General features: G+C 40.2%; 20 protein-coding genes. All 20 read right to left on the reverse strand.

Going from position 1 to position 24,775, the window contains the following annotated elements:
* Window positions 1–20: 20 nt before the first annotated feature.
* The 20 genes from KI809_RS01720 to cysD all read right to left on the reverse strand — a co-directional run bounded on the left by KI809_RS01720 (window position 21) and on the right by cysD (window position 24,698).
* Window positions 21–995, reverse strand: a complete 975-nt coding sequence (locus KI809_RS01720) for a glycosyltransferase family 2 protein (protein ID WP_214169783.1) — start codon at window positions 993–995, stop codon at window positions 21–23.
* 1 nt (window position 996) lies between these two features.
* The gene (locus KI809_RS01725) at window positions 997–2,598 is read right to left on the reverse strand and encodes a capsule assembly Wzi family protein (RefSeq protein ID WP_214169784.1); all 1,602 of its coding nucleotides are present in this window, start codon (window positions 2,596–2,598) and stop codon (window positions 997–999) included.
* Between the two features lie 59 nt (window positions 2,599–2,657).
* Window positions 2,658–3,152, reverse strand: coding sequence for an acyltransferase (locus tag KI809_RS01730; RefSeq protein ID WP_246559115.1), 495 nt, complete (start codon window positions 3,150–3,152; stop codon window positions 2,658–2,660).
* Between the two features lie 24 nt (window positions 3,153–3,176).
* Window positions 3,177–4,178, reverse strand: a complete 1,002-nt coding sequence (locus KI809_RS01735; RefSeq protein ID WP_214169785.1) for a Gfo/Idh/MocA family protein — start codon at window positions 4,176–4,178, stop codon at window positions 3,177–3,179.
* Between the two features lie 12 nt (window positions 4,179–4,190).
* Window positions 4,191–5,603, reverse strand: coding sequence for a sugar transferase (locus KI809_RS01740; RefSeq protein WP_214169786.1), 1,413 nt, complete (start codon window positions 5,601–5,603; stop codon window positions 4,191–4,193).
* A 10-nt stretch (window positions 5,604–5,613) separates the two neighbouring features.
* A complete protein-coding gene (locus KI809_RS01745) occupies window positions 5,614–6,723 on the reverse strand; it encodes a DegT/DnrJ/EryC1/StrS family aminotransferase (protein ID WP_214169787.1) in 1,110 nt (369 codons plus the stop codon).
* Between the two features lie 72 nt (window positions 6,724–6,795).
* The gene (locus KI809_RS01750) at window positions 6,796–7,923 is read right to left on the reverse strand and encodes a glycosyltransferase family 4 protein (RefSeq protein ID WP_214169788.1); all 1,128 of its coding nucleotides are present in this window, start codon (window positions 7,921–7,923) and stop codon (window positions 6,796–6,798) included.
* Window positions 7,920–9,797 (reverse strand): asparagine synthase (glutamine-hydrolyzing), encoded by a 1,878-nt coding sequence (gene asnB, locus KI809_RS01755; RefSeq protein WP_214169789.1) that lies wholly within the window; start codon window positions 9,795–9,797, stop codon window positions 7,920–7,922. Before asnB (KI809_RS01755) ends, KI809_RS01750 begins: the two co-directional genes overlap by 4 nt.
* Before the next feature lie 28 nt (window positions 9,798–9,825).
* Window positions 9,826–10,902, reverse strand: coding sequence for a methyltransferase domain-containing protein (locus tag KI809_RS01760; RefSeq protein WP_214169790.1), 1,077 nt, complete (start codon window positions 10,900–10,902; stop codon window positions 9,826–9,828).
* Window position 10,903: 1 nt separating this feature from the next.
* Window positions 10,904–11,689: a glycosyltransferase family 2 protein gene (locus tag KI809_RS01765; RefSeq protein WP_214169791.1), complete on the reverse strand. Its 786-nt coding sequence runs from the start codon at window positions 11,687–11,689 to the stop codon at window positions 10,904–10,906.
* Window positions 11,690–11,759: 70 nt separating this feature from the next.
* The gene (locus KI809_RS01770; protein WP_214169792.1) at window positions 11,760–12,368 is read right to left on the reverse strand and encodes a class I SAM-dependent methyltransferase; all 609 of its coding nucleotides are present in this window, start codon (window positions 12,366–12,368) and stop codon (window positions 11,760–11,762) included.
* Between the two features lie 39 nt (window positions 12,369–12,407).
* Window positions 12,408–13,505: a glycosyltransferase family 4 protein gene (locus KI809_RS01775; protein WP_214169793.1), complete on the reverse strand. Its 1,098-nt coding sequence runs from the start codon at window positions 13,503–13,505 to the stop codon at window positions 12,408–12,410.
* Between the two features lie 3 nt (window positions 13,506–13,508).
* On the reverse strand, window positions 13,509–15,383 hold the full coding sequence (gene asnB, locus KI809_RS01780; RefSeq protein WP_214169794.1) for an asparagine synthase (glutamine-hydrolyzing): 1,875 nt from the start codon (window positions 15,381–15,383) through the stop codon (window positions 13,509–13,511).
* Between the two features lie 8 nt (window positions 15,384–15,391).
* Window positions 15,392–16,762 (reverse strand): O-antigen ligase family protein, encoded by a 1,371-nt coding sequence (locus KI809_RS01785; RefSeq protein ID WP_214169795.1) that lies wholly within the window; start codon window positions 16,760–16,762, stop codon window positions 15,392–15,394.
* Window positions 16,759–18,066, reverse strand: coding sequence for a lipid II flippase MurJ (locus tag KI809_RS01790; protein ID WP_214169796.1), 1,308 nt, complete (start codon window positions 18,064–18,066; stop codon window positions 16,759–16,761). Before KI809_RS01790 ends, KI809_RS01785 begins: the two co-directional genes overlap by 4 nt.
* Window positions 18,063–18,950 (reverse strand): class I SAM-dependent methyltransferase, encoded by an 888-nt coding sequence (locus tag KI809_RS01795; RefSeq protein WP_214169797.1) that lies wholly within the window; start codon window positions 18,948–18,950, stop codon window positions 18,063–18,065. The genes KI809_RS01790 and KI809_RS01795 overlap by 4 nt, the downstream gene beginning before the upstream one ends.
* Before the next feature lie 19 nt (window positions 18,951–18,969).
* A complete protein-coding gene (locus KI809_RS01800; RefSeq protein ID WP_214169798.1) occupies window positions 18,970–20,814 on the reverse strand; it encodes a sulfatase in 1,845 nt (614 codons plus the stop codon).
* A gap of 133 nt (window positions 20,815–20,947) precedes the next feature.
* Window positions 20,948–22,681, reverse strand: coding sequence for an alkaline phosphatase family protein (locus tag KI809_RS20845; RefSeq protein WP_214169799.1), 1,734 nt, complete (start codon window positions 22,679–22,681; stop codon window positions 20,948–20,950).
* Window positions 22,678–23,892, reverse strand: coding sequence for a GTP-binding protein (locus KI809_RS01810; RefSeq protein ID WP_214169800.1), 1,215 nt, complete (start codon window positions 23,890–23,892; stop codon window positions 22,678–22,680). Before KI809_RS01810 ends, KI809_RS20845 begins: the two co-directional genes overlap by 4 nt.
* Window positions 23,892–24,698 carry a sulfate adenylyltransferase subunit CysD gene (gene cysD, locus KI809_RS01815; RefSeq protein WP_214169801.1) on the reverse strand — a complete coding sequence of 269 codons (807 nt, stop codon included), beginning with the start codon at window positions 24,696–24,698 and terminating at the stop codon, window positions 23,892–23,894. Before cysD ends, KI809_RS01810 begins: the two co-directional genes overlap by 1 nt.
* Window positions 24,699–24,775: the final 77 nt, after the last annotated feature.

The raw sequence follows: 24,775 nt of genomic DNA on the forward strand, positions 1-24,775 counted from the left end.
TAACTAGCTGTCATTATGGTTTATACTGAAACTCTTTCACCGTTACTGTTTGATCGAAAAGGGGGGTCAAGACAATACGCGGTTTTAAATAAAAAGTTTAGAATCGTCTTGACAGTTTTCGCGACGCGAAGACTATAGGCCATATCAACAAGCAGTTGTCGCATCCAGACAAGCCTTACAAGATATTTAGGATAGAATTCATTACAAATCTTGAATCTATCGGCATAAAACCGATCGTCAAATAAACGCGCACTGGAACCATTAAGGTCATCGAAATCCGCAACGAGTATTGGCAAATATGAAAACCTAAATTTCCCCTCAGCAAAGCTTTGAATCACTAAATAAGCATCAGCAGCGAGTTCATAATATTCATTGTATTTATATTCATTAAAGAAATTTTTAGAGAAAAACATTGCATGATGAGCAAACTTATTATTGAGAATGCTGTATTTCGAGATTTTTCCGTGTCCTCTCCACTTAAGTCTGTACTGATAATAAAGATCTCCATAATATACTGTTGATGTGCACTTCAGGTTTTTAGCAATTAAATGTAGCGAATTGTAAAGCCTGTCGTCTGAGCCCTGAATATTAATCCAGTCTCCTGTCGAAAGAGTTATTCCCTTGTTTAGAGCTGCATATATGCCACTGTCGGGCTCACTAACCCAATAATCTATCTGATTATTATATTGCTCCAATATCTCTACGGTACCGTCTGTCGAACCGCCATCAACAACGATAAATTCTACATTGTCGTATGACTGATTAAGAACACTTTCAATCAGCCTCTTCACACACCAAGACCTGTTTAATACCGCCATTACAATGCTAATCAGTGGTTTATCTGGAACTCCTCCAATCTTTGAAAATCCTTTTATTCTCAATCCACCTTCTAAAAGAGGTCTGGTCTTCAAACAATTTGTAGATGTAGGAAAAGTTCGAACAATTCTTCTAGTTGTCGAATAGCGCTTGTCCAAGCAAATAACTTCACGGTTCATTTCAATACCTATAACTAAGTCCCAAATTGACAATCTGGTTTGTCTGCTTTGCTCCCGGTAATAAATTATAATTATTTACATGTTCCCAACCGTACATTATCTCTGCGTTCCAAAAACCGTAAACCGGCAGACGCCACCGTCCTCGAAGGGCATTGACCTGCTCCTCATTCTGCCCAGTAGTCTTTCCAGTAACTCCACGCTGGGTATAAGAATACTCAAATGCCAGATTATTACGCGCTGAAAACCAGTGGCTATAACTGAAGAAAAAATCCTGTGCACCGCCTCCTTGGAAATGTCCGGGCGTAATGTTATGGTATGTATAACCACGAGGGAACTTGGCATCTGTATACAGCATAGGGTTGCCCCAAAAATATTCGAAGCGAAGATCATCATGGCAGTACGTTGATAAGCAAGGAGCATATATCCCAGCAACATAGCTCTCCACGAACGGCCAAAACAAGGCTGAGTCTTCGCCAACATATTCCCCATAGACCTCGGTGTTGTAAAACCACGGAATGCGGAAGCGAAGATCAATTCCAGCTATAGAATTGTTGTGATTTGTGTCCCCACCTCCAAATATTTCATCTTTAATACTAGTCTTACCACTAAAACCCGGCCCTCCCTGCTGACGCACAAAGTTGATTCCCCATTCAAACCAGTAGTATGGCTTCACTGATAGCTTAGCACCAATGAAGTATGGGCGACGTTGATTGGCTGTCCCAGTATCAGTATCATCAAAACGGGATAATACTATGGAGTACTTTAAATCCCCTATCCAATTTTTGATCCATGCAACATTTAGTGGTTCAGGACTGGATATTTTAAGTTGATCAAAATTTTGGGCATTACTAGATAAGGTCAATGCTCCTCGATGACCAGGTCCGAACCAGTTCTCATCACGACCAACCTCCAACTCACCTCCACCGCCGCCAAGCTTTAAATAGCTCCGGTTCATTCTAACTAAAGTATCACCACCGGATGACAAAATCATTGGTTCAATCAACGCAGTTATTTTATCACTAATATAGCCTTCTAAGGTCCAACGTAACTCAACATTGTTGCCGTGTTTATAAAAAACACCATTATTGTTTTCAGCTAGTGGAGTACCTTCGGTGCCGCTTTGTTGTCCGACATATCCGGGCTCAGGTCTCAAATCTCCACCGATAAAACCGAATGCAGACTGATGGCCACTGATAAAAACTGGCCGACTGTAATCACGTGCTATCCCATCAAGGTAAACATAGTTCAACCGCATGGAAGATATCAGGTTGTAATCTATCAACTCGGGCTTATCTAACGTTGCAGATCTGAGGAAAACCTCACGAGGTAAAAGCTCTCGGATTCGAGCCACCAAGTCATGTGCAAGTTCAGGGAAAGACGTATTGTGAGCTTCAATATTCTTTTCCGCTTCTAACACCAACCGAACACTCTCAGCCTTGGAATAAGGCCTGATTCCTTTGATATCGGTAGTAATCAGACCCATTCCAGCCAATTTTTCTAAATAGATATATACTGGACTCGACAAGGGGATATTTGCAGAGGAGAGTGCATATGCTTTTGAGTGCCACAAAAATACTACAAGCATGGCAACAAAGAATAACATGCAGCCCCTAAAGATGGCTTGCACTGTTATAGATAAATATATAAACAGCATTCCAGTAATTATATTTCTCGTATAAAAGTCGCAGGCACTCCGGCAACAATCGTATTGGGAGGGACGTCCTTTGTCACGACAGCCCCAGCACCTACAATCGCATTTTCCCCTATAGTGACTCCTGCGAGAATCGTTACAGATGAGCCTACAGAAGCGCCTTTTTTGATGAATGTCGGCACAACTTGCCAGTCAGCTTCTGTCTGCAAGCTACCATCATCATTGGCGGAGCGCGGATAGAGGTCGTTTATGAAGGTTACATTATGACCAATAAAAACTTCATCTTCAATAGTAACGCCTTCACAAATAAACGTATGTGAGGAGATTTTACAGTTTTTCCCAATCTTAGCGCCTTTCTGTATTTCCACAAATGCACCGACCTTCGTATCATCATCTATTACACACCCATACATATTTACGAAGGAGAAAATTTTCACTCCTTTCCCAAGTTTTACATCAGGTGATATGCGGATAAAGTTTTCTTTCAAATATGTACCATCAAACATATTGCCTCCATTAATTATTTATTTTTAACTCAACAAAACCAGTTGTCCTTTATTTTTTATTGATTCCTCGGCGGCCTCAAGAATTCTTATGACATAGAGCCCATTATCACCGTCCGTAAGTGGTTTGCGACCCTCAATTATGGCGTTTACAAATTCAGAAGTAGCTAGGCTGAGAGCCTCTGTTTGATTAACTTTTGGAGAGTACATATCTCCTGTTCGGTATTCAACCAAGGCTTGATGAACGCCTTCTTCAGTGTTAATCGCGACACCGGTATCATAAATTTTGACTTTATCAAAGTTCTCCATATCGTCAAAAACCATCATCTTTTTTGTTCCACCCATTATCATCCGCCTAATTTTGACTGGTGACGTCCAGTTAACATGGAAATGTGCGAAACAATTTCCTTCAAAATAAACAGACAGATGGGCCACATTCTCCATCCCATTAAAATTTGCAATTCCGTTTGCTGAAACAGCATAAGGTTTTTTGCCTACCAAATAGCTCATAATCGAGAGATCATGAGGTGCGAGGTCCCACATCACGTTCACGTCATGTTGGAACAACCCAAGGTTGATTCTGACAGAATCAAAATACAGCACGTCTCCAAGTTCACCTTTATCCAAAACCTCTTTTATCTTGCGAACCGCCCCGGTATAGAGAAATGTGTGATCCACAAAAATAACCCGATTGTTCTGCTTGGCGATTTCTATGAGATGTCGTGCATGATTGGATGATGCGGTGAAGGGTTTCTCAACCCAGACATGCTTGCCAGCTTCAAGAATTTTTTTAGCAAGGTCGTAATGGGTATTTACCGGTGTTGCAATTGCAACAGCTTTTAAGTCAGGGTCCTGGATGAGAGCATCAATGCTGTTGCATGTACTAATACCAGGGAACCTCGAACGCGCAAACTCAAGTCTCTGTTCGCGTTCATCGCAGGCAATGACAGAAGTTATTTGCGGATGAGCCTGAAAATTTCTAACAAGATTTGGCCCCCAGTATCCGAGCCCTACGACGGCAAATTTCATGATATCCTCCCTTTATTTCCCTCCCCTTGCAAATAAAAGCACAGGGAATGTTTTGAGCAGCAACTGCATATAAAACCATGGAGACATGTTTTCAATCATGTATAAATCCATGATAACCATTTCATCAAATGTTGCATTCCCTCGCCCATAAACCTGCCAAAAACCAGTGCACCCGGGCAGTACTCGATGACGTTCACGGTGCCATAGCTTGTATGAATCATATTCATATGGGAGTGTCGGGCGTGGGCCAACCAAGCTCATATCACCCTTCAATACATTGAACAATTGCGGAAGTTCATCGATACTATATTTTCGGATAAAAGCACCGATTGGGGTGATTCGTGAGTCATCAACTATCTTATTGTCTCCATTAGCTTTTTGGCCCTTTTTTATAAACTCCATCATCATAACCTTACGCTTCTCATCGTCTCCATCGGAACAATACATTGATCGAAATTTAAGCATCTTGAAATGCTTGCCATCTTTGCCAACACGGTTCTGGGCAAAAAAAACCGGCCCTGAAGAAGTGGTCTTTATTATTACTGATAGAACGATCAACAATGGAGAAAGAACCACCATTCCCACAAGAGAAAAAATTATATCAGCGATTCGCTGGTATACTGAAGTAATCAAGCTATCAAGCCCAGCGGTTAAAGTAACAGTTGGATGATGGGTATATTGTTCAGTGACGATCTTATCCGTGAGGAAATTGAACACGCTCGAAAGCACTCTTACTTGGGCACCAGTTGCCTTTGCAACGGATGTCAAGTGTACTAGGGAATCCTCCGACAATTCATCCTGTGCAATGATGATTTCGTTGACACCGTAATCCCCAGCAATTTGGTAAAGCCCACAACTTTCACCAAGAACAGAATATCCCTTTAGGATCTTTTTCCCTGTTGGCTGATTGTCATCAATAAACCCAGCTATTGAAATCCCCAGATCATCTCGCTTTAAAAGAGCCATTAGAAAATTTTGTGCTGTCTTGCCTGTACCAACTATAAGTATACGTTGGCATGCGTTTGAAATATGGGAAATATACTTAAAGACAACGGGCAAACACAACACTCGGTAAGCTACCAAAATTGAGGCAAGCGAGCCAGTAAACAGTATAAAGGTTAGACGACGATAAGTAATTACATGTAAGCCTGAAATAAAATCAAAAAAAACTATAACCAGATATGAAAACGTAAGAGTTTTAACAAGAAGAATGAATCCGGCAAATCGTTTGAGAAATATGTTTATCTTGTAAAGGTCGTTGTATTGTAAAAAAACAACCAAAATGACCATATAAAAAATAAGTGCAACAATTCCCCATACAGTAACAGTATTGTTGCTTACTACGCCTGCCAAGCAAAAAGCGAGAATCACGCAAAGGATATCGCATGCAAGTAGGACAAATTTATAGGCCGGAAAGCAAGTCATTGCATTTACTTCATTTCATAAAAAAATGTCGGATGTTATTGGAAATGTAGGTAAGCTGTTCATCGGTCAACTCCGGATACATTGGGAGAGAGAGGCCGTTTTCAGCCAGTTGTTCAGCGACAGGCATAACACCTCGATCATAGTTAAGATGACTGAAACAAGGTTGCATGTGGAGCGGTACAGGGTAATGCAAGCCAGTTGCTATACCTTTTTCATTGAGATACTTCACAAGATCGTCCCGTCTCAGCGGAGCCTGTACAACAAAAAGGTGGTATACATGACGACGATCTGAAACCTCCGTCGGTAGCATTAGCTCATCTAGGCCAGAAAGCATCTCGCAGTAACGAGAAGCAACTCTTCGCCGACCTTCAGTCCAAGTATTGAGGTGTTTCAGTTTGACACCTAAGACAGCTCCCTGAATCCCCTCCATCCGATAGTTGTGGCCATAGATTTCATGGTTGTATTTTGTAAGTGTCCCATGGTCTCGAATCATTCTAAACTTTTTTGCCAAGTCATCATCAGTAGTTGTTACTGCGCCCGCTTCACCATAAGCACCGAGGTTCTTTCCGGGATAGAAACTGAATGACGCTGCCCTCCCAAAACCTCCCACACGTTTGTTCTTATACTCTGCAAGATGCGCCTGAGCACAGTCCTCGATAAGGTGAATGCCATGTTTCGTTGCAATTGCCTGCAGAGCATCCATATCAGCAGGTTGCCCATACAAATGCACAGCAACAATGGCCTTAGTCCTCGAGGTGATGGCCTCTTCAACCTTTGAAGGATCAATATTGTAGCTGATTGGGTCGCAATCTACAAAAACTGGAGTTGCACCACACAGGGTTGCACCCCACGCGGTTGCAATGAAAGTATTAGCAGGGATGATAACCTCATCGCCAGAGCCTACCCCAAGACCCCAGAGCACCATATGGTTGCCGTCAGTGCCAGAACTAGTGCCTAGGCAATGTTTCACGCCATGTTCAAAAGCAAATGCTGCTTCAAAATCTGCAACTGCTTTACCCATGACATAAGCAGTATTGTCAAGGACATCCTGAATTGCTGGATTGACTTCGTCTTTAATTGATTTGTATTGTGCTTTAAGGTCAAGAAATGGGATGTTCATTAATGCCCTCCTTTTAAATAACTAAATCAAATTAATAAATACAATTATTTTTCATACATTAGCCGAGCTAGATCAAACACAATCTCTGTAAACAGACAACATCTTTGACATTTGTTTTTTATGGTTAAACTTATTGTTAGCAATATCAAAAGCCGCTTCTACCTTCGATTGGCAAAGCAGTTTATTTTTTATTAGAGTGTTTAATTGATTTTTTAGTTCCAGACTTTGTTTGTTTTGAAAATAGAAGATAGAATCTCCCCATAGCTTTGTATTCTCAGGAATATCACTGGTCAAAATTGGCGTACCAAGGATTGCTGCCTCAAGAATAGTAACTGCCATTCCTTCCGTTTCAGATGGCAAAACCATAAGTCTCGAATGTTTGATTAATGTATAAGCTGTATTGCTATAATACGCACCAATGAATCTCACATCACTCCCACCCGCCAATTGCTTTAAATAAGCATGATATAGGTTGTTTTTATCAAACCGGCCTACAATAACAAGAGGCAAATTTGGCTCGTTAATTTTAGAGTAAGCCTCTATAAGGTAGTGTACCCCTTTTAATGGAACAAGCCTTCCGATAAACATAAGATAACCGCTTGGAGAAAGAGCGTGCCGCTTAAGGACATCTTTGTCTTCATCCAGATGTACGTCTAGCGAGTTATAAATAACTGTAGCCTTTTGGCGCGCTAAAGGCGGCATTTGCGAAAGCGAGACATCATTAACCGTTACAATTTTATTTGCCCACAATGAAAAAAATTTCATGTTTATTTTAAAAAACAACATCCCTGCTAAGATTGGCAGGTTGGAGATTCTTAAACGGCTTCCACCCCATCGAGATAGAGTCCATTTCGTCCCCCTAATATTCAACACTACCTTAAGACCGACCAAACGTAACAATGGCAACAAATAAGCATTTTCGAGGCCATTTAAGTGAATAACATCAGGTTTAATTCTGTAGACTTTTATTGCACCAGCGAACCCTCCAAGTATTGATCTTAAATAAGGAATATTTCTCACCCGTAACGGTACCACTTTCAGGTTTTCTGTACCGGTTTGCTGAGATGAGCAGTAAAGAGGGAGCACAGTTACTGAGAATTGAGGATCTTTTATTAATTCCGCTACTATGGCAGAGGTCATAGTCTCCATACCTCCATGTTCAGGAGGAAACGTTTTTAATCCCATAAACGCTATTTTCATGATTTTAAGCTTTTCTCACGCCATACGCTTAAGCAAAGAAGCGTCCAAAGTTGATCTGCGTTATCGGATTTGCCTGATTCATGATCTTCAATCATCTGTAGAATGGAGGATAGATTAAATAACTCCTCCATGGTCGAGGAAAGCAGATAGTCTCGAAGGAAACTGTTCAGCTCCTTTTTGAACCACTTTGCAAGAGGAACAACAAAACCCTGCTTCTGGCGATAGAGGATATCATTGGGGAGCATCCCTTTGAAGGTTTCTTTTAATATATGCTTTGTCTGACCATTGTTTACCTTAAAAGCTGTCGGCAAGCTCAGCGCTAACTCCACCACTCGGTAGTCCAGAAAAGGTGCTCTTGTTTCAAGCGAATGCCTCATGCTCATACGGTCAACTTTTGTGAGGATGTCATCTGGTAGAAACCAATTGATATCATACTGCATCATGGCATCAAGGACCTTGTTATTAGGAATCGAGTCGTAGTTCAAACCTAGGTGCAATATTTTACTGCAGCGTAATTCATCTAAGAATCGGCCGGAGAAAATCCTTTCGAATTCCTTTGTCGCAATCGAAGGCAGAAAGGATGAATGATTTGCTCGTACTTCACGGGTAAAGTCCAGAAATCGAAGCAGCTTCCTCCTGACACTAGTTTCAATTTTTTCATCATTATCCTTAAAAGTTGATCTAACAATACCCTCGAATGTCTTTCTTACGAATAAAGGCAACATTGAGTAACGCATACTCAATTGCATACCACGGTAACGAGAGTACCCGCCGAAAAGCTCGTCCCCGCCATCACCGCTTAGTGCGACCGTGACATTTTGTTTTGTCATCTTAGAAAGATAATAGACTGGCAAAGCTGATGAATCCGCAAATGGTTCGTCAAATGAGGAGATAATGTCGGAGACCGATTCATGGATGCCACAGTTCACCTCAAATTCGGTATGATTCGTATCAAAAAGCTTAGCAACTTGACGAGCATAGGCTGATTCGTCATATGACTTCTCAGGAAAGCGAATAGAAAAGGTTCGAATGTCTTGCATGCCGCACCGACGCATCATACCTACCACTATGCTAGAATCCACACCACCGCTTAGAAATGCACCGAGAGGAACATCACTTATCAATTGTGACTTTACGGACATCTGTAAAGTAGTTGCGAGTTCTTCCTTAGCCTGGGCAAAGCTTTTATTGGGATCAATTTGTATGCTTTCTGGCTGCCAATAAGGCTTAATGACATATGTCCCATTCTGATATACTAAATAATTTGCAGGAGGAAGCTTGAAAAAGTCCTCGTATGCTGTTTCTGGGGATGGAATGTATCGATACTGAAGGTATGAATACAGTGCTGAATAGTTTGTTTTAGTAGTGATTCCTTTGTGTCTGAGCAACGCCTTTAATTCTGAAGCAAATAAAAACACTCCTTTCTGATTTGAATAATACAGAGGTTTTTCACCCATTCTGTCGCGGGCCAGAAATAGCTGTCCCCTTGATATATCAAATAAAGCAATGGCAAACATTCCCACAAGTTTTTCTAGAAAACGCTCACCATACTCCTCGTACAAATGTGGCAATATTTCTGCATCACTTTTTGAAATAAATCGATGTCCCTTATTAACTAACTCATCGGTTAGTTCTTTATAGTTATAAATTTCTCCATTGCATACGCATACAACTGACTTGGTCTCATTAAAAAAAGGTTGTGAGCCATTCATAAGATCAATAATACTTAAGCGACGCATAGCGAGACCGACAGTGTCATGAATAAAATGTCCCGTCGAATCTGGCCCACGATGCAAAAGCGTATCGTTCATCGCCAGCAACTCCGCAGAAGTGACTACTTCATCTCGATTGTATATGCCACATATACCACACATTAAATATCAACAGCTTTCTATTTGGATTTTATTCTCTTTCGCCATAAAGCTTCCAGCCGAATTTGCCAGTTGCCTGAATTCGTTCATTTTTTAGGTTTCCGGCAACAACCCATTCATTAAGGTCATGCTCATCATAATAATAACGAAGAGGTGGTGACAGTCGGTCAAACCAATCTGCGTAAGTAATCTTAAAAGGAAGCTTCGTATAAATCGAAAAGCGTCCAGTTTTGAAAACAGGAAATATTTTCTCAATAGGGAATATGGTTGAAACTACTTTGTAAGGGAGAATGACACAATAATAATCAACAACTGCCAACACTAAAGCAATCGGTTTGAGGACAGACATCGGTAATCGTTTTGAAAAAAAGCGCATCGCTTCAAGAATTCCATTCAGTACTTTGCGTTGCTTACCATAGAGCCAAACAAAAGCAGATCCCCCTCTTTTGACTTTTGGTAGCAGTGAACAAAAACCTTTTAAAGGGTCAGGCAAATGATGTAATACACCAAAGCTATAAAAGAAATCAAAGGTTTCATCAGCAAAAGGCGGGTTAAATATATCACCCTGAACCAAGTGAATATTAGGCTTTCCGTTTGTTACTTTAGCTGCAGCATCGATTGCGGCGCTGTAATCTAGACCTATCATTGTAGCGCCACATTCACTTGAATAATATATATGGCGACCAAAGCCACAGCCAGCATCAAGACCAAGTTTTCCTTTAAAAAAGGCTTCAGGAACAGAACTATAGTTCGTAATAAAAAATTTACGGTTCTGCTCCACCATGTCCGGGAACTGATTCCATTGATACCCAAATGTTTCCTGAGTTCTCTTCTTTAAAGCATGTTCGGCACTAGATAGGGAACCGACTTTGCGATACTCGATACCATTGGCATTTAATTCATTTTGATACTTGAGTACAAACTCAGGAAACAAGTCGAAGGCATCAGGAAGCATACGAGGTATACCATTTACAATTGGATAAGCAAAACCATTTGGCCCAATAAAAACTCCATCGATAGTTTCACCATCAACTTCAACAAATACCAATTTTGTTAAAGTGGCCTTTGTATTTGGACATCTAAGTAACCGTTCAAGAAATAATCTCATTTTATTTTCTCATCCTATATCTAAAATAATTACAACCATGTCCAAAGGTTGGATTGAAATAATATATCTTTCTTATCAGTACGTTGATGTATAACATTAAATATCTTCCTCCATTAAACTTTTTGCTAATTTTATAGCCGATCTCAATATCTTTCAATGTGCCATCAATGGTTTTTGAATCCAAGTGCTTACGGAAATTTGCAAAATAACATGAGATATGGCGGAAATCATATTTCATCCGCATCCTGATAAAAAAATCATAATCCATACCAAGATGTAAGGATTCATCAAGGTAACCAATAGTATCCAATACCGATTTTCTAAAAAAAACAGCGGGTTGGCCAACAAGAGAATTGCCTTTCTGGAGGAGTTCTTTAAGAGAAAATTCCCGGCATTGCCTATGATGCAGCTTCCTGCCATTTACATCAATAATGTGAAAATCACCAAACAGTACGCTACAGTCAGGGTGCTCTTCGAAATATTGCGCTACAGTTTGAAAAGTTCCAGGTTCATATGTGTCATCAGAGTTGATCCAGGCGATAATATCGCCTTGTGCCATTTTGAAACCTTTGTTAAGTGCATTAGATTGTCCGCTATCTTTTTCACAAATTACATTTAGATGAGGATATTCTTTCAACACATCCATGGTGCCGTCAGCTGAAAGGCCATCTATTACAATATGCTCATAATTATCGTAATTTTGAGCAATAACAGAATCAATCGTTTCCTTAATAAAATTACCTTGATTATACGATGGTGTAATGACTGAAATATGCAATGAGCTCATCAAATTAACCTTAATTCTTGAATTAATTATCGTTGCGAAAGAAATTGACTTTCATCTACAGATCCCAACTTTATTCACTTTTTACAGCAGCGATTATTACGCTATCTTGAAATGTCTTTGGAAGCATCCACGGCATCAATACAGTTGTTCCACTAATAGACAGTCCATCTGCTAGAACCTGTTTCACACAAAATGAAGTTTGCTGTAGTAACATTTTCATTTCTTTGAGATTAAAATCTCTAATATGCCCCGGCCTCCCATCAGTATAAAAAGTATCAGCCCGTGCTGCTACCATCGGAATTCTACCAAACAAAAAAGAGACTCTGTTTTTAATAGCAACTATATTAGGTACGCTCAGGATAAGAACTCCTTGAGGTTTAAGCACTCTATGGATTTCTTCAAGAAGAAATTTAGCATGATAAATATGTTCAAATATTTCTCCTGCAATACAAATATCAATAATACCATTATCAAGCGGAATATTTTTGCTGATATCATGGACAATATCTGGATTGTTATCAGCAAATGCATCGATAGTAATCGCTTGATTGCATGATATATGATTGCTTATGGCGTTATTGCCAGCCCCCAAATCTAATATTGTTTTATTAACTGGATTGTAACTATTAATTAACTTAGTAATTTGCCTATACCTGATTTCGCCTAATTTATCAAACATAAATAGCCCCTGTGAACCTATAAAGATGCAACAACATTACTAGCATTTATTTCTAATTACTTGAATTTCGTTATTTACTACTCGATTGAAATCGTATTTTTTTGTGCTGTTATAAGCCTCTTGTCCGAGCATTTGCCTAAACGAAACATTCTCACATAATTGCTTAAGTGCTTTATAAAGACTATCTGTATCTTTAGACTTTACGAGTAAACCATTCTTGCCATCACTCACTAAATCTCTGTTCCCAGGGACGTCAGTAACTATTGGAGTAGCGCCACAAGCCATTGCTTCGATGAGCGCTTTGGGATGCCCCTCCATATTTACGCTAGGTAATACATATATCGCGGCTCGGCGCATAAGATCAGCAAGTTTATTGTTTTCAACAGCTCCAAGAAAAACTACATCTTTTATCTGTTGCGATTTTATATATGCTTCAAAGTTAGGACGTTCTTCCCCTTCACCAGCAAATATTAGACGGTAACTAGGGAATTCAACTTTAATTTTCGCAAATGCGTCTATAAGATATTTAATTCCCTTTGACCAATGAATTCTTCCAGCAAAAACTATTAATGGTTCTTTACAATTCGAATAGCAGAAAACTGAATCATCAACAAAATTAGGATTAATGGCAATTGGAGCCGGTGTAATTTCGCCAGCTCGAATTGCTAGCCATTCATGGGTTGCAAGTACTAGATCCGCGGCGCAAAGCGCACTTCGTTGAATTCGATTTCCAATTACAGCAGCGACGGTCCATGGGTGGTCTTTTTTTACACCGGCGCCCCAATCATTATGGAAACTTACAACCAGTTTTGCATTACTTTTTCTTTTAACTGTTTGGAGAAAAGGGACTGAGGTCCCATATACGCGGATAATCCCTTTCATTGCTGGAGCCTGCTTCAGAATAAATTGGTAAAACTGAATGTGCCTTATCCCATATCGGTTAATTAGCTTCTTGGGAAAGTGGTGAAGTATCCCCAGTTTTTCTGAATAATCATCAGTATCAGCTGAGTATATTGAAACATCAAACTCTGAAGCCATTTTTTTAAAATACTTCTTTTGCCGGTCAAAAAGGCCAACCTGCTGCCATCGTTCAAAGGTTGCATGAGGTGCAAGTATAATATTTAATTGTGATTTCATTTTTTATTGCAACCACTTTCTGCTCCACATTTCAAGGAAAAGGATACTGTGAAGCTGATATTGTGCGTTTATCTGGCCTGACAAATGTTTCGATAAAATATCTTGAAAATACTCTTTAGAATACAAACAGAATTCCATTCTCAAGAGTGCATCAATATTGGGCTTAAGCTGGCTTCTAAACCATATTCCAAGAGGAAAGCCGAACCCTCTTTTGGCGCGATAAAGGTTTTCATGAGGCACCGTGGATTCAAGTGACTTTTTGAATAGGTGCTTACCACCATGTAACCCATGCGTAAGGAAATGTGACGGAATTTTGCTGGCAAATTCTACAAATTGGTAATCAAGGATTGGCGGGCGAACTTCCAGCGAATTTGCCATGCTTGCGCGGTCAACCTTTACTAGCATATCGTCTGCCAAATTCATCTTCATATCAAGGTATCTTGCTTTAGAAACAATATCCCATGAATCAACTTTTGTATTACTAAGATAGTCATCAACAATTGAAAGCGGATTATATTCGTGAAGATAATTGCGCAAATCCTGATGAAGAATCCCCCCCAAATCTTCAGGTGCATGTACCAGTGCCACGGTATCACGTAGCACTAACTCTGGAGTAGTTTTAAGTCGCTGGAAATTCCTATTCGCTTTAATGCGCCGACCAACTAAGGCCCCTGCCAAATCAATAGTCAAGCACCTTATTGAACGAGGAACTACCTTCGTAAGCATCTCAAAATTTTTTAATCGAGTATATTTTGGATAACCAGCCATTAGTTCGTCGCCACCGTCTCCTGAAAGAGCAACTGTAACCCTAGAGCGGGCCTCTTGTGAAACATAGAACGTCGGGAAATAAGAAAAATCGTTGAATGGCTCGTCGAAATGCCATAACATCTTATCAAAGATTTCTGCAACATTATCTGGAGACAGGATTTTTTCGTAATGCTTAGTCTGGTATCTGTCTGCAACCTTTCGAGCAAAAGGCACCTCACTAAAAAGGTCATTTTCAAGGCCAATTGTAAAAGTAGCAACATCTCGAGAAAGAACACTCATGTTTGCAACGATGCTCCCGGAATCAACACCACCACTCAAAAAAGCACCAATCGGGACATCGCTAACCATAGTAAGATCAACAGCTTCTCGTAGCTTTTGCTGCAGCCCCTCCACCCAATCGTGCCTCGATGTTTTGAAGTCAGCTGTAAAGTCCACGTCCCAGTATTGCCTCTTCTCAATGCGATACGTCCGCGGATCATATGAAAGAGTAGTGCCTGGTTCAAGCTTATAGCAATCGACCCAGATCGATTTAGGTGCTGGTATATAACCAAAGGACATGAAGTCCGCAACAGCGGTCATGTCAACCTTTTTATTAAAAAACGGGAACGCAACAATTGCCTTCAGTTCAGATGCAAAGACAAAATCCCTCCCATTAAAAAAATAATAAAGCGGTTTCTCTCCAATACGATCCCGTGCTAGCAATAAGCGCTTTTTACGCAAATCCCAAATTGCAAAGGCAAACATCCCTCTAAGGTGATCAACACAGGAATCTCCCCATTCAAGATACGCATTCAGTATTACTTCGGTATCAGAATTTGAGATGAAATTATAGCCTATGCTTTTAAGCTGATCTCTGATGCTCTTGAAGTTGTAGATCTCACCATTATAGGTAATAACCGCTTTATGTCCTGAAGAGATCATAGGTTGACGTGCAGCTTGCGAAAGGTCAATAATCGAGAGTCTCCGATGGCCTAAGCCGACCCACAGCTCTCCAGAATCAGTCCAGGTTCCATAATCATCCGGCCCGCGATGAACAAGTGTATCGCGCATCTTCTCCAAGCTAGAAAGTTGTGTTTCACGATCTGATATGATCCCAACGATACCACACATAAAGTCCTTTAAGTTGCTGAAACAGTGGAGTAAACGCACTTAATTTTAAACTTTGCACCCAACGCAGCGCCAGCAATGGCACATGTAAGCAATCCATAGAGTGGGCTATTAAGAGTACCCCCCATGAATAAAAAGTAAAACGAAACGAATAAGCCACTTGTGGCAAAACGAAACGCCGCCACGGTCTTATTGCCATTGTTAAAGGACAACATGGCTTGTTTTTTAAGATGACTTGACAGACTAAAAATAAACCATAAAAAAACAAAAGCACCAATAATTCCATACTCAGCAAATATTTGAGAATAAAAGGAATCGAGCGATTGTATTTTCTCCGCGAATTCGAATATCTTAGGAGGGAAATAGATGTTTTCGTATATTGGACTAGGAAGCTTAAATGAAACAGATCCGCCATAGCTTCCAGGACCAACCCCCAATAAAGGTGATTTTGTAACTATAGTCAATGCGTTAGCCGCTGCCATTGTGCGTAATGTACTTTCTTGGTCCTCAAATAAAGCTTTTGTTTCAGCCTCGATTGAGTTAGCAAGGTAAAATGCCGCCAGAAAAACTCCAAATAAAATGAAAACATAGGAAGCTACTGTTTTTCTGCGCACTACTGCGTGACCAGCATAAAATCTAACTGTGAATAACGATATTGAAGAGATAATTACAGCAAATATTGATGATCTTGATGTGCTAAGTATAAGACCAATTAAAAACAATAAAAAAAGCAGACAAAATGAAACTGAACGAGGCTTACTCCGTGTCATTAATTCGGCAATCAAAATGGTTGTCAAAACTGCCTGAAAATAACCGAGCCCATTGTGATGCCCGAAAATTGATATCGCACCCCAGATCTGGCCTCTAACAAAACGAACTATGTTAGTAGTTTCCGGATAAAACTGAATCAATAAATCTGTTTTTTGAATTAGTAAGAATGCTTCGTCAATTATTGCCATTATACTTGCGATGGCGCCGATTATATACAGACAATTAATAACTTTTTTCAACACAGCCTCATTACACCTGCAAAACATGGTAAAACCCAATAATATTATAAAATATTTCAAAAGGTCAGCAATTCCCAAGATCGTCCTCAAGATAGAATTGTAATTGTAAATACCACTGTATAAACCTAAGAAGACAAAAGCAACGAGTGCTTTTTTAGGGATTAGCCTAAATTGATAAGTTGTTTTATTTAAAAGAGCACAAACTATTAACAACACCAACAAGACACATGCAATACTTTCATCAATGTATGCGACCCATTTATTATTGTCGTAGCCAGTATCTATAAGACTAGCTAAAAAGCCACTTTTATATATTTCAATAAATGGTATAAGAACGATATATACAGACAATATATATTTAACATATCTCATGAATTTGATTTACCCAAAATTAAAAATCCGTAGAAATATGCTAGCAAGAGAAATAGCGTTGTAATGAACCAACTTAATACCAGTCCCTTAAGAGCTAGGAATTTAACTAATTGAAACGACATCAAAGCATATAGCAATGTAGAAACAATTTGAACAGATACATAGTATCTTTGGTTCTGACGGATAAACTGAACTCTTGCCAAATTAGCCTGTAATATATAAGGCAAATTGATTATCATAAATAATATTATAAGCAATTTTATATCATATGTACCACCAAGCAAACGCGGAGGCAAAATAAGAGGCAAATAAAAGTCAATAAATAAAACACCAATAGATATTATTATAATCATTGCTACGCAAATATAGAAATTAGATTTATAAAATTTGCTTTTAAAATTCGACAATGAATCCGAATTATAGGTATTAGCCCAATATACGAATAAAACGTTCGATGCGCCCAAACCAAATAAGGTGCTAGGAAGCAATCCAAGGCGTTCACTGTACTCAATAGCTGAAACACCACCAGGTCCAAACTGAGAAGCAAGACTTTTGGTAATTATTGGATTCAGCCCAATAAATATCATGCCAGTTGCATTAAGTAAAAAATGCTTGAAATATTGTTTTTCACTTGCAGTTAGAATAAAATTTGGCCAGGTAAAGCGAATGAAACCCATGCAATGCGCATTAAAGAGCATAATTATTGCCCTTAGCAATTCTCCAACCGAATATCCAATCGCAATTGAATGAATCCCAAAATTGCTTTTCAATAAATAGCCAGACAACAAAGCCACAAAAAATCTCAGTCCCGATGACAGCGAAGACAGCCTAAATTCGTTATTAACATAAAATATAGATACTAAAATTGAATTAAAAACAGAAAAAACAATAAATGGAATAAGAACAATAAAAAGTTCGGCAGCGATGTCCAATTGTATGGCAGTAAAATTAGAAAAATATCCAAACAACGGATCGAAAAATAGATAAATTAGCGTACAAACTGCAAATATGACTACTGTTAATGATAAGGTTAGCCTCCAAAACAGAACTGAAATGTTGTTATGTGTTTTCTCTTTAGAAAAAAAAGGGACAGAAATGGCTTCAATAGTAATCGAAAATAATCCGTAAAAAAACATAACAAGTGTATTTACGTAAAAAAAGACATCAGTTTGCTTCTGGTCAATAAACCAGGCTGCGATAAAAAAAGGAATGATTGCAGCACTTGATTTCCCTATGCCTGAAAAAATGGTTGCCCAGATGGTATTCAAAGTTACTGCTGATTTTAAAAAAAATCCCAATTTCATATCAAATGGTCATTATGTTTTATTGCATACAATTCTATATATGGCCCCATCCCCAGAGCCAGTTCGGCAAACCTGAATAGATTTCGCAATATGATTTTATTATAACCAATGTTGTTTAGATATCTGCCGTTAGGATTAGTTGTTATATGGTCAACTTGAAAGCCATGTCTTTGCACTAAAGCAAGAAGGCCACTTTTGCTGTAGAAGTACGGATGGTGTAATGACATAGAAGTAAATTGAATTTTGTCTTTAATAAGGTAAAGCCTAATTAAGTCTTCTAAGGAATTAAACTGGTTTGGAACCTCAATTACTAATATTCCGTTTTCATTTAAAAGTGAGCTAATACTGTTCAAAGTTTCATCTGGATTAGCAAAGTGCTCAAAAACATGTCCCATGTGCACAATGTCGAACAATCGATTTGGATTACATTTTAAATAATTATCAATTGTCCCGTTATATAAAAAAACATTGTTCTTTGCTAAGGCTTCTTTACAAGCATATTCTGATAATTCAATACCTTCAGCTGCATACCCTTTGTCTTTTGCAATTTTGATGAATTCACCCGTAGCCGCGCCAATATCTAATATACTCCTATGATTCGGATATTTTTTTGCTAAATGATCTATTCTTAAATTAAACCAAGTATATTTGTACTTGATCATCTTATTGTAAGAACCTTTACCTAGCATATCATGATTATAGTATTGATTAGAATAAATATTAATGTAATCTTCTTCGTCAGGGATAGGGTATAACCATCTCATCCCACAACTACATTTTTTAACTCTTACTGAAGAAGGCAGGCTAAGATATGAACTCGCATATTTATCATAGATTGCCGATAATTCTCCACATACTATGCATTTATCTATAAATAAACCCATATACCCCTCTATGCACAAATTATTTGTTTACATTAGTTAATTTCAGTCTGCTTTTAATCATATTATGAAGTTTTTTTGCAATTAATGGCTTTGCATGCGCAATATTATTAATTTCTTTAGGATCAGCTTTAAGGCTATACATTTTAACTGATTTGCTATCAATATTGTAAATATATTTATAATCATTGGCTATTACCGCTATACATCCATGGGTTATAGCTCCATTTAAACAATTTCCATCAATGTTCATAGAAAATATCTGCCTGTTAACTGAAAGTTGCTTTTCAGTTAAATTAAACAGACTCTCACCTTCCATCCATATCGGTACATCTAAGCCTAGTAAGTTCATTATACTTGGAGCAATATCAGTTTGACTGACATTCACTTCGCGATTTTTGGGTTTGCAATTAAATGGAACGCGGATAAGAAGAGGAATATTAACTGACTGCTGGAACAGAGAGTTGCCTCCATGTCCTTGATAGCCATGATTAAAAGATTCGCCATGATCTGCAGAAACTATGACTATGGAATTATCAAGTTTGCCTGATCTGTGAAGATTTGCCACGAAATTGCCAAATACAGAATCGGCATAAAGAATATTCTCGTCATAGCGTAGACGAAGACGATCAATAGTTGATTGATCAGCCTTCTCGTAATTGCCGACGTAACGAATCATCTGATCGTATGTGCTGAAATCTGCACCGGTAAGAAAACTACCTTTAAAGGGCTTTGGTGGTAGATAGGGGTCATGAGGGATTAAAACATGAAGCCACATAAAGATCGGCGTAGCTGGTTCTTTGTCACTCAATTCTAAAATCAGATGTTCCGCGTCGTTAAACACTAATTCTGGTGGATAAAATGGCATCACTGACTTGAACTTGAAAGATCCTATCTGAACCCATTCATTATATATTTCAAGCAGCCATGCTATTGTGTTTATTCGATAGGTTGACGAAATAAGTAAACTATAATGATTGAATCTGATGCCTGGCTGAAGGAGAGCAGGCATATTATACCAAGCAATGTATCTGAATGGTTTGATATCAAAGGAATCTGCAATACCGGTTGCATATGGATGTGCATAATTCCAATTGGCCACAAGAGCTATTGTCTTATATCCGGATTCTTTTAAGAGGGCAGGTAAAGATTCCTGGGGCTTCTGGTAAAGATTCCCTAAACCTCCATTGTTTATCAATCTGTGAGTATCTGGATATTTCCCTGTCAATAATGATGCAACAGAAGGACGTGTCCAATTCGCCGCTGCAATGGCATTATTAAATACATAACATTGCTTGCCAAATTCATCAATATTCGGGGTAGTCTTGAGGTAATACCCATAAAGTGACATATCCTCTGATGAAAGGGCATCAAAGGTTATGAGAATGACGTTTGGCCGCTGTTTGACCGAGCCTGGATACTGTTTACCTGCCCGCTCAATTACATGTGTCTGACTATGATTATTTGTGGTTACCCTCCACCCGACCAGCACAATACAGCATACGACCATAACCGACGCAGGCAGCCATGTCTTTGCAACCAATACTTCTATCTTATGCAGAAAATCTCGTCGATTACGCCAGTAGACTATGATTGCGAGCAGCAGGGCAATAAACAAAGCCTTAACAGTAATCTCATATTGAAACTTAATGACCCACAATTTGAATAGCCTGGCAAATAAATAACAGGCCAAGAAGAGTAGCAAGTACGGAGTCAAAAGTGAATGCTGAGCACAAAATGAATAATTGCTACTTGCTTTAAAAACTCTTGCAGTAAAGACCAGCAGCAAAGAACAAGAGACTGTTACCAAAGCAATCAGCACTGCAATCAGCAGCAGTATCAGAACCATACCAGCAATGCTCACCATTACATCCAACCAACTCATTGAGAGCAAGAATGAATCAAGTCGGTAGACAAGATCTAGTGGCAGAAATACAAATACCAAGAAGCAAGCCCAAAGCTTGAAAAGATAATTGGCCCTTTTAGTAAAAGCTGGGAGGTTAAACATAAAATTTGGAGGCTATTTCAAGTACATTTGGTGGTATAGAAGTCTTTTCACTGGCGAAAAAGACCCCTGGCACAAGATCCGCATCGCAACAATGATCACCACTCCATTTTTTCAGGTTGTCTTCAATAACTAAATCGTCGGAAATGCTGCCGACTGCTGTCTGCCAGGATGCACGAAAACCTGCATTGTAGCCAATCACCAGATCCGGCCCAGTCTGACAGAGGCTTGAATGAACGGTACGTACAGCAGAGACCTTTCCATTACCCAACGTTGCCAGAGCATTCTTCAATTCGTTTGCAATACGTTGGGACGCTTCTGGGAGTATACAGCCATGGCGTTCGCGTCCCTTGAGGTTAAGATAGATACTGTTGAAACCTACTGAATAAGCTTCGGTACAATTCCAATCGTAAAGCTCGGCCATGCAGTCTGTTGATGGGACATCAGGCTTGCGAACAAGATATCCGTTTTGCTCAAGCCAAGTGTTGAGGTGTACAGAGTGATTGTAGCTTTTGAATCCATGGTCGGAGCAAATTATGATCTGTACATTCGGATGCCGCTCTCTTACCGTCCCCAGTATTCGGTCCATCCAGCAGTAATAGCGTCCGATAACATCACCATACCGCACTGCTAGCTCAGGATCATGCAGCGGATGGGCAGTGTCACGCATGCGCCAGAACATATGCTGAATGCGGTCTATTGTGTCAAAGACGCACCCAAGCAAACCGCCTGCAAAACGGTTGAGTTCATACATAAACATAGTCTCACGTTCTAACATTATAGAATCAGAGAGCGCTATAAACTCACAATCTGACAAAACCCCGTCATTAAGAGCGTTTGTGTCTTCCGACATGCCGAGGGTCGCATAGGAGCCTATTGCGTCTCGTAGTTCAGAGGCATACCCATCAGGAGTAGAGATAGGGAATTCGGAACTTGCATAATCGACCTGAATCGGAGTCAGATAAAGACGGAAATCTGGTTTGGTGCTTTGCAGCAAAAATCTGCACACACCTTGAACAGTTCGGAAAAAACCAACATCAAATGAAAGAAATATCCATGGACTCCAATCTCCTGGCTTAAGTTGAAATGTTTTTCTGCCGATTTTCAATGTCGCCTGCCGGTCATCAAACTCGACAAAAAGCGGCAGAGTCGATGCTTTGCGCCCAGAAAATGAAACTGCGAAAGGCCCAGTAATGTCGGTCACGATTCGGCCATTTATTGGGACTACTTCTACAATTCTTCCTTTGCTATCTGCCGCAAGTGAACCCTTTTCTGTGGTGTACCAGGAATAGGTACCAAGCATCCCTCGCACATCAGGTACCCCTAAACCTGCGAGCAGTTTTCCTCCTAAAAAATGACGGGGAGGAAATCCCATTGGCCATTTAAGGAGAGTGGACGGAACACCCTCTTGTGCCAGGCGTTCCCAGAAAGTTTCTCCACATACGGGATTCACATACTTACCTGATTTTTGATGATGTAGGGAGAGATAAGGTGTGTAGGTTGACGGATCACGATGAATAAAATCAAAAATACCGTGATCGCGTGGTACTGTTCCGGTGGATATGCTTGACCAGACCACAGGACTTTGCGGAGGGTTGATGGTGGAAAGACGGCCATATGTTCCACCTGTCAACAGACGCTCAAAATTCGGGAGAGCGCCAACCCCAATCATCTGCTCGGTTATGACAGGATCCATTCCATCAACACCGATGAAGATAAAGCCTCTCACAATACAATACCTGCTCCGACTGGAATACCATTATATTCGATCACAAAGCGACCAAGTTCAGGCACATGAGTGAACGAATCAATTACCAGTAACTGTTCAGTATAGATAGAACAGCGAGCAATTTCTCCGATGTTAAGCGTCTCAGGATCAAGTTCCTCATTAGGAGAAGCGGGATCATAAACCTTCATGAGGTCCAAAGTAGCCTCAACAGCCTGAGTTGCACACCTAATTACCACAGGTCTGCCCGTCGAATACGACTCCCCGAACCAGAAAACGTTTGCAGTAAAGATCTTAGTAGTTTTGGGCGAAGGGTCATTAGTAATAACAGTGCCGCGTGACAAAGCACCATATCTATCAAGCACCAGGCCGACGGCATCTCCATATGATGCAAACCCCACATCCGCAGCAGGATATTTTGTTACTGACTGCACCGTTGCGCTGAGACCTTCAGGCCATATTTGCACATGATCGCCAGTCTTCACCTTGCCTGAATCCACCCTGCCGACAGCTATCTGCCCATCCTTGCGATTGTAGACGTCCTGTACAGGAAAACGAAACGGCCGCTCTTCCAGAGGAGGTATATCAAGCGCATCGAGCACCTCAAGAAAACAGGGGCCATAGTACCAAGAGAGCCCGCCGTCCCTCGCACGAGAGGCAACATTTTCGCCGGTCATCGCGGAGATAGGGATAATCGCGAAAGGAATAGTAGAGATTTCATCAAATAGATCACGGATATCGGCCACAAGCTGAAGATATCTATTACGATCATATCCAGCAGCATCTAGCTTGTTGATCAGAACACAGATATTTTTAATACCTACCATACAAAGAAGTTTAGCGTGACGCTTGGTCTGCTCGCGAACTCCTTCCACTGCATCAACAATAAGGACTGCTGCCTCTGCATAAGTGGCACCGGTTAGCATATTACGAATAAATTCACGATGTCCTGGCGCATCTATGATCACATAGGGGCGAGTGCTGCTGGAAAAATAAATCTGTGATGTATCGATAGTAATACCGCGCAGACGCTCTTCCTCAAAGGCGTCAAGAATGAAAGCAAACTCATTTGAACGCCCAATTTCTTGCGAGCTTTGACGCATTTCAGCAAGTCTGTCTGCCTGCAGTGCTCCAGTGTCGTACAGAAGCCTACCAATTAGGGTGCTTTTGCCATGATCGACATGACCGGTGATGACAATAGGGAAAGGGCGCATCACATGTACCCTAACGAGCGCAACTTCTGCATAGTGTAGAGATTTTCTTTGTCTTGTGCTCGCCCAGCTCGCTCAGATTCGGTTGTAGACTGCAATTCCGCAATAATCTCATCGACCGTAAATGCAGATGACGGAACAGGAGAACAACAAGGGAAACAGCCTATGCTCCTGTAGCGCCGTCCATTAAAGCTTCTGTACAAATCAACGAGGGGTAGATTTTCGCGCTTGACGTAACGCCAGATGTCGAGTTCGGTAAAGTGCAGGATCGGATGAATACGATAATGTTCATTATCTTTCAGGAATGAGTTGTACTGATCCCAAAGCTCAGCTGGCTGGTTTTCATAGTCCCATTGAAACTGAGCATCACGAGGAGAGAAATAACGTTCTTTGGCCCTAATGCCGTGTTCGTCACGCCTGATGCCAAGAAGGATGGCTTGCAAGCCTTCCTGGTCGATCAGATATTTCAATGCATTAGTCTTCAATGCGGTGCAGCAGTCTAGTTTTGCCCCTTTTCCAGGCCCCATACCGCATTCAAGTTGTTCTTCATTGCGGGCAACTAGAACCTTAAATCCCCACTCACGTGCAAGACGGTCCCGGAACTCATACATTTCCGGAAACTTATATCCAGTGTCTATGTGTATGACAGGAAATGGGATTTCACCAAAAAATGCTTTTCTAACAAGGCAAAGTAACGTGGTCGAATCTTTACCAACAGACCAGAGCATAGCGGTGCGCTCCCTGAACTTTTGGTAAGCTTCACGAATCACACAAATACTCTTGCTTTCCAACGCATCAAGATAATCCACTACTTTCCTCCATTATAAGGTGAACATATTGGAAGTGATGTCATTAGTCAGGAAGGACCTTTGAAGCGACTTCGTAA

It is taken from the genome of Geoanaerobacter pelophilus, assembly GCF_018476885.1.
GTDB classification, from domain to species: domain Bacteria; phylum Desulfobacterota; class Desulfuromonadia; order Geobacterales; family DSM-12255; genus Geoanaerobacter; species Geoanaerobacter pelophilus.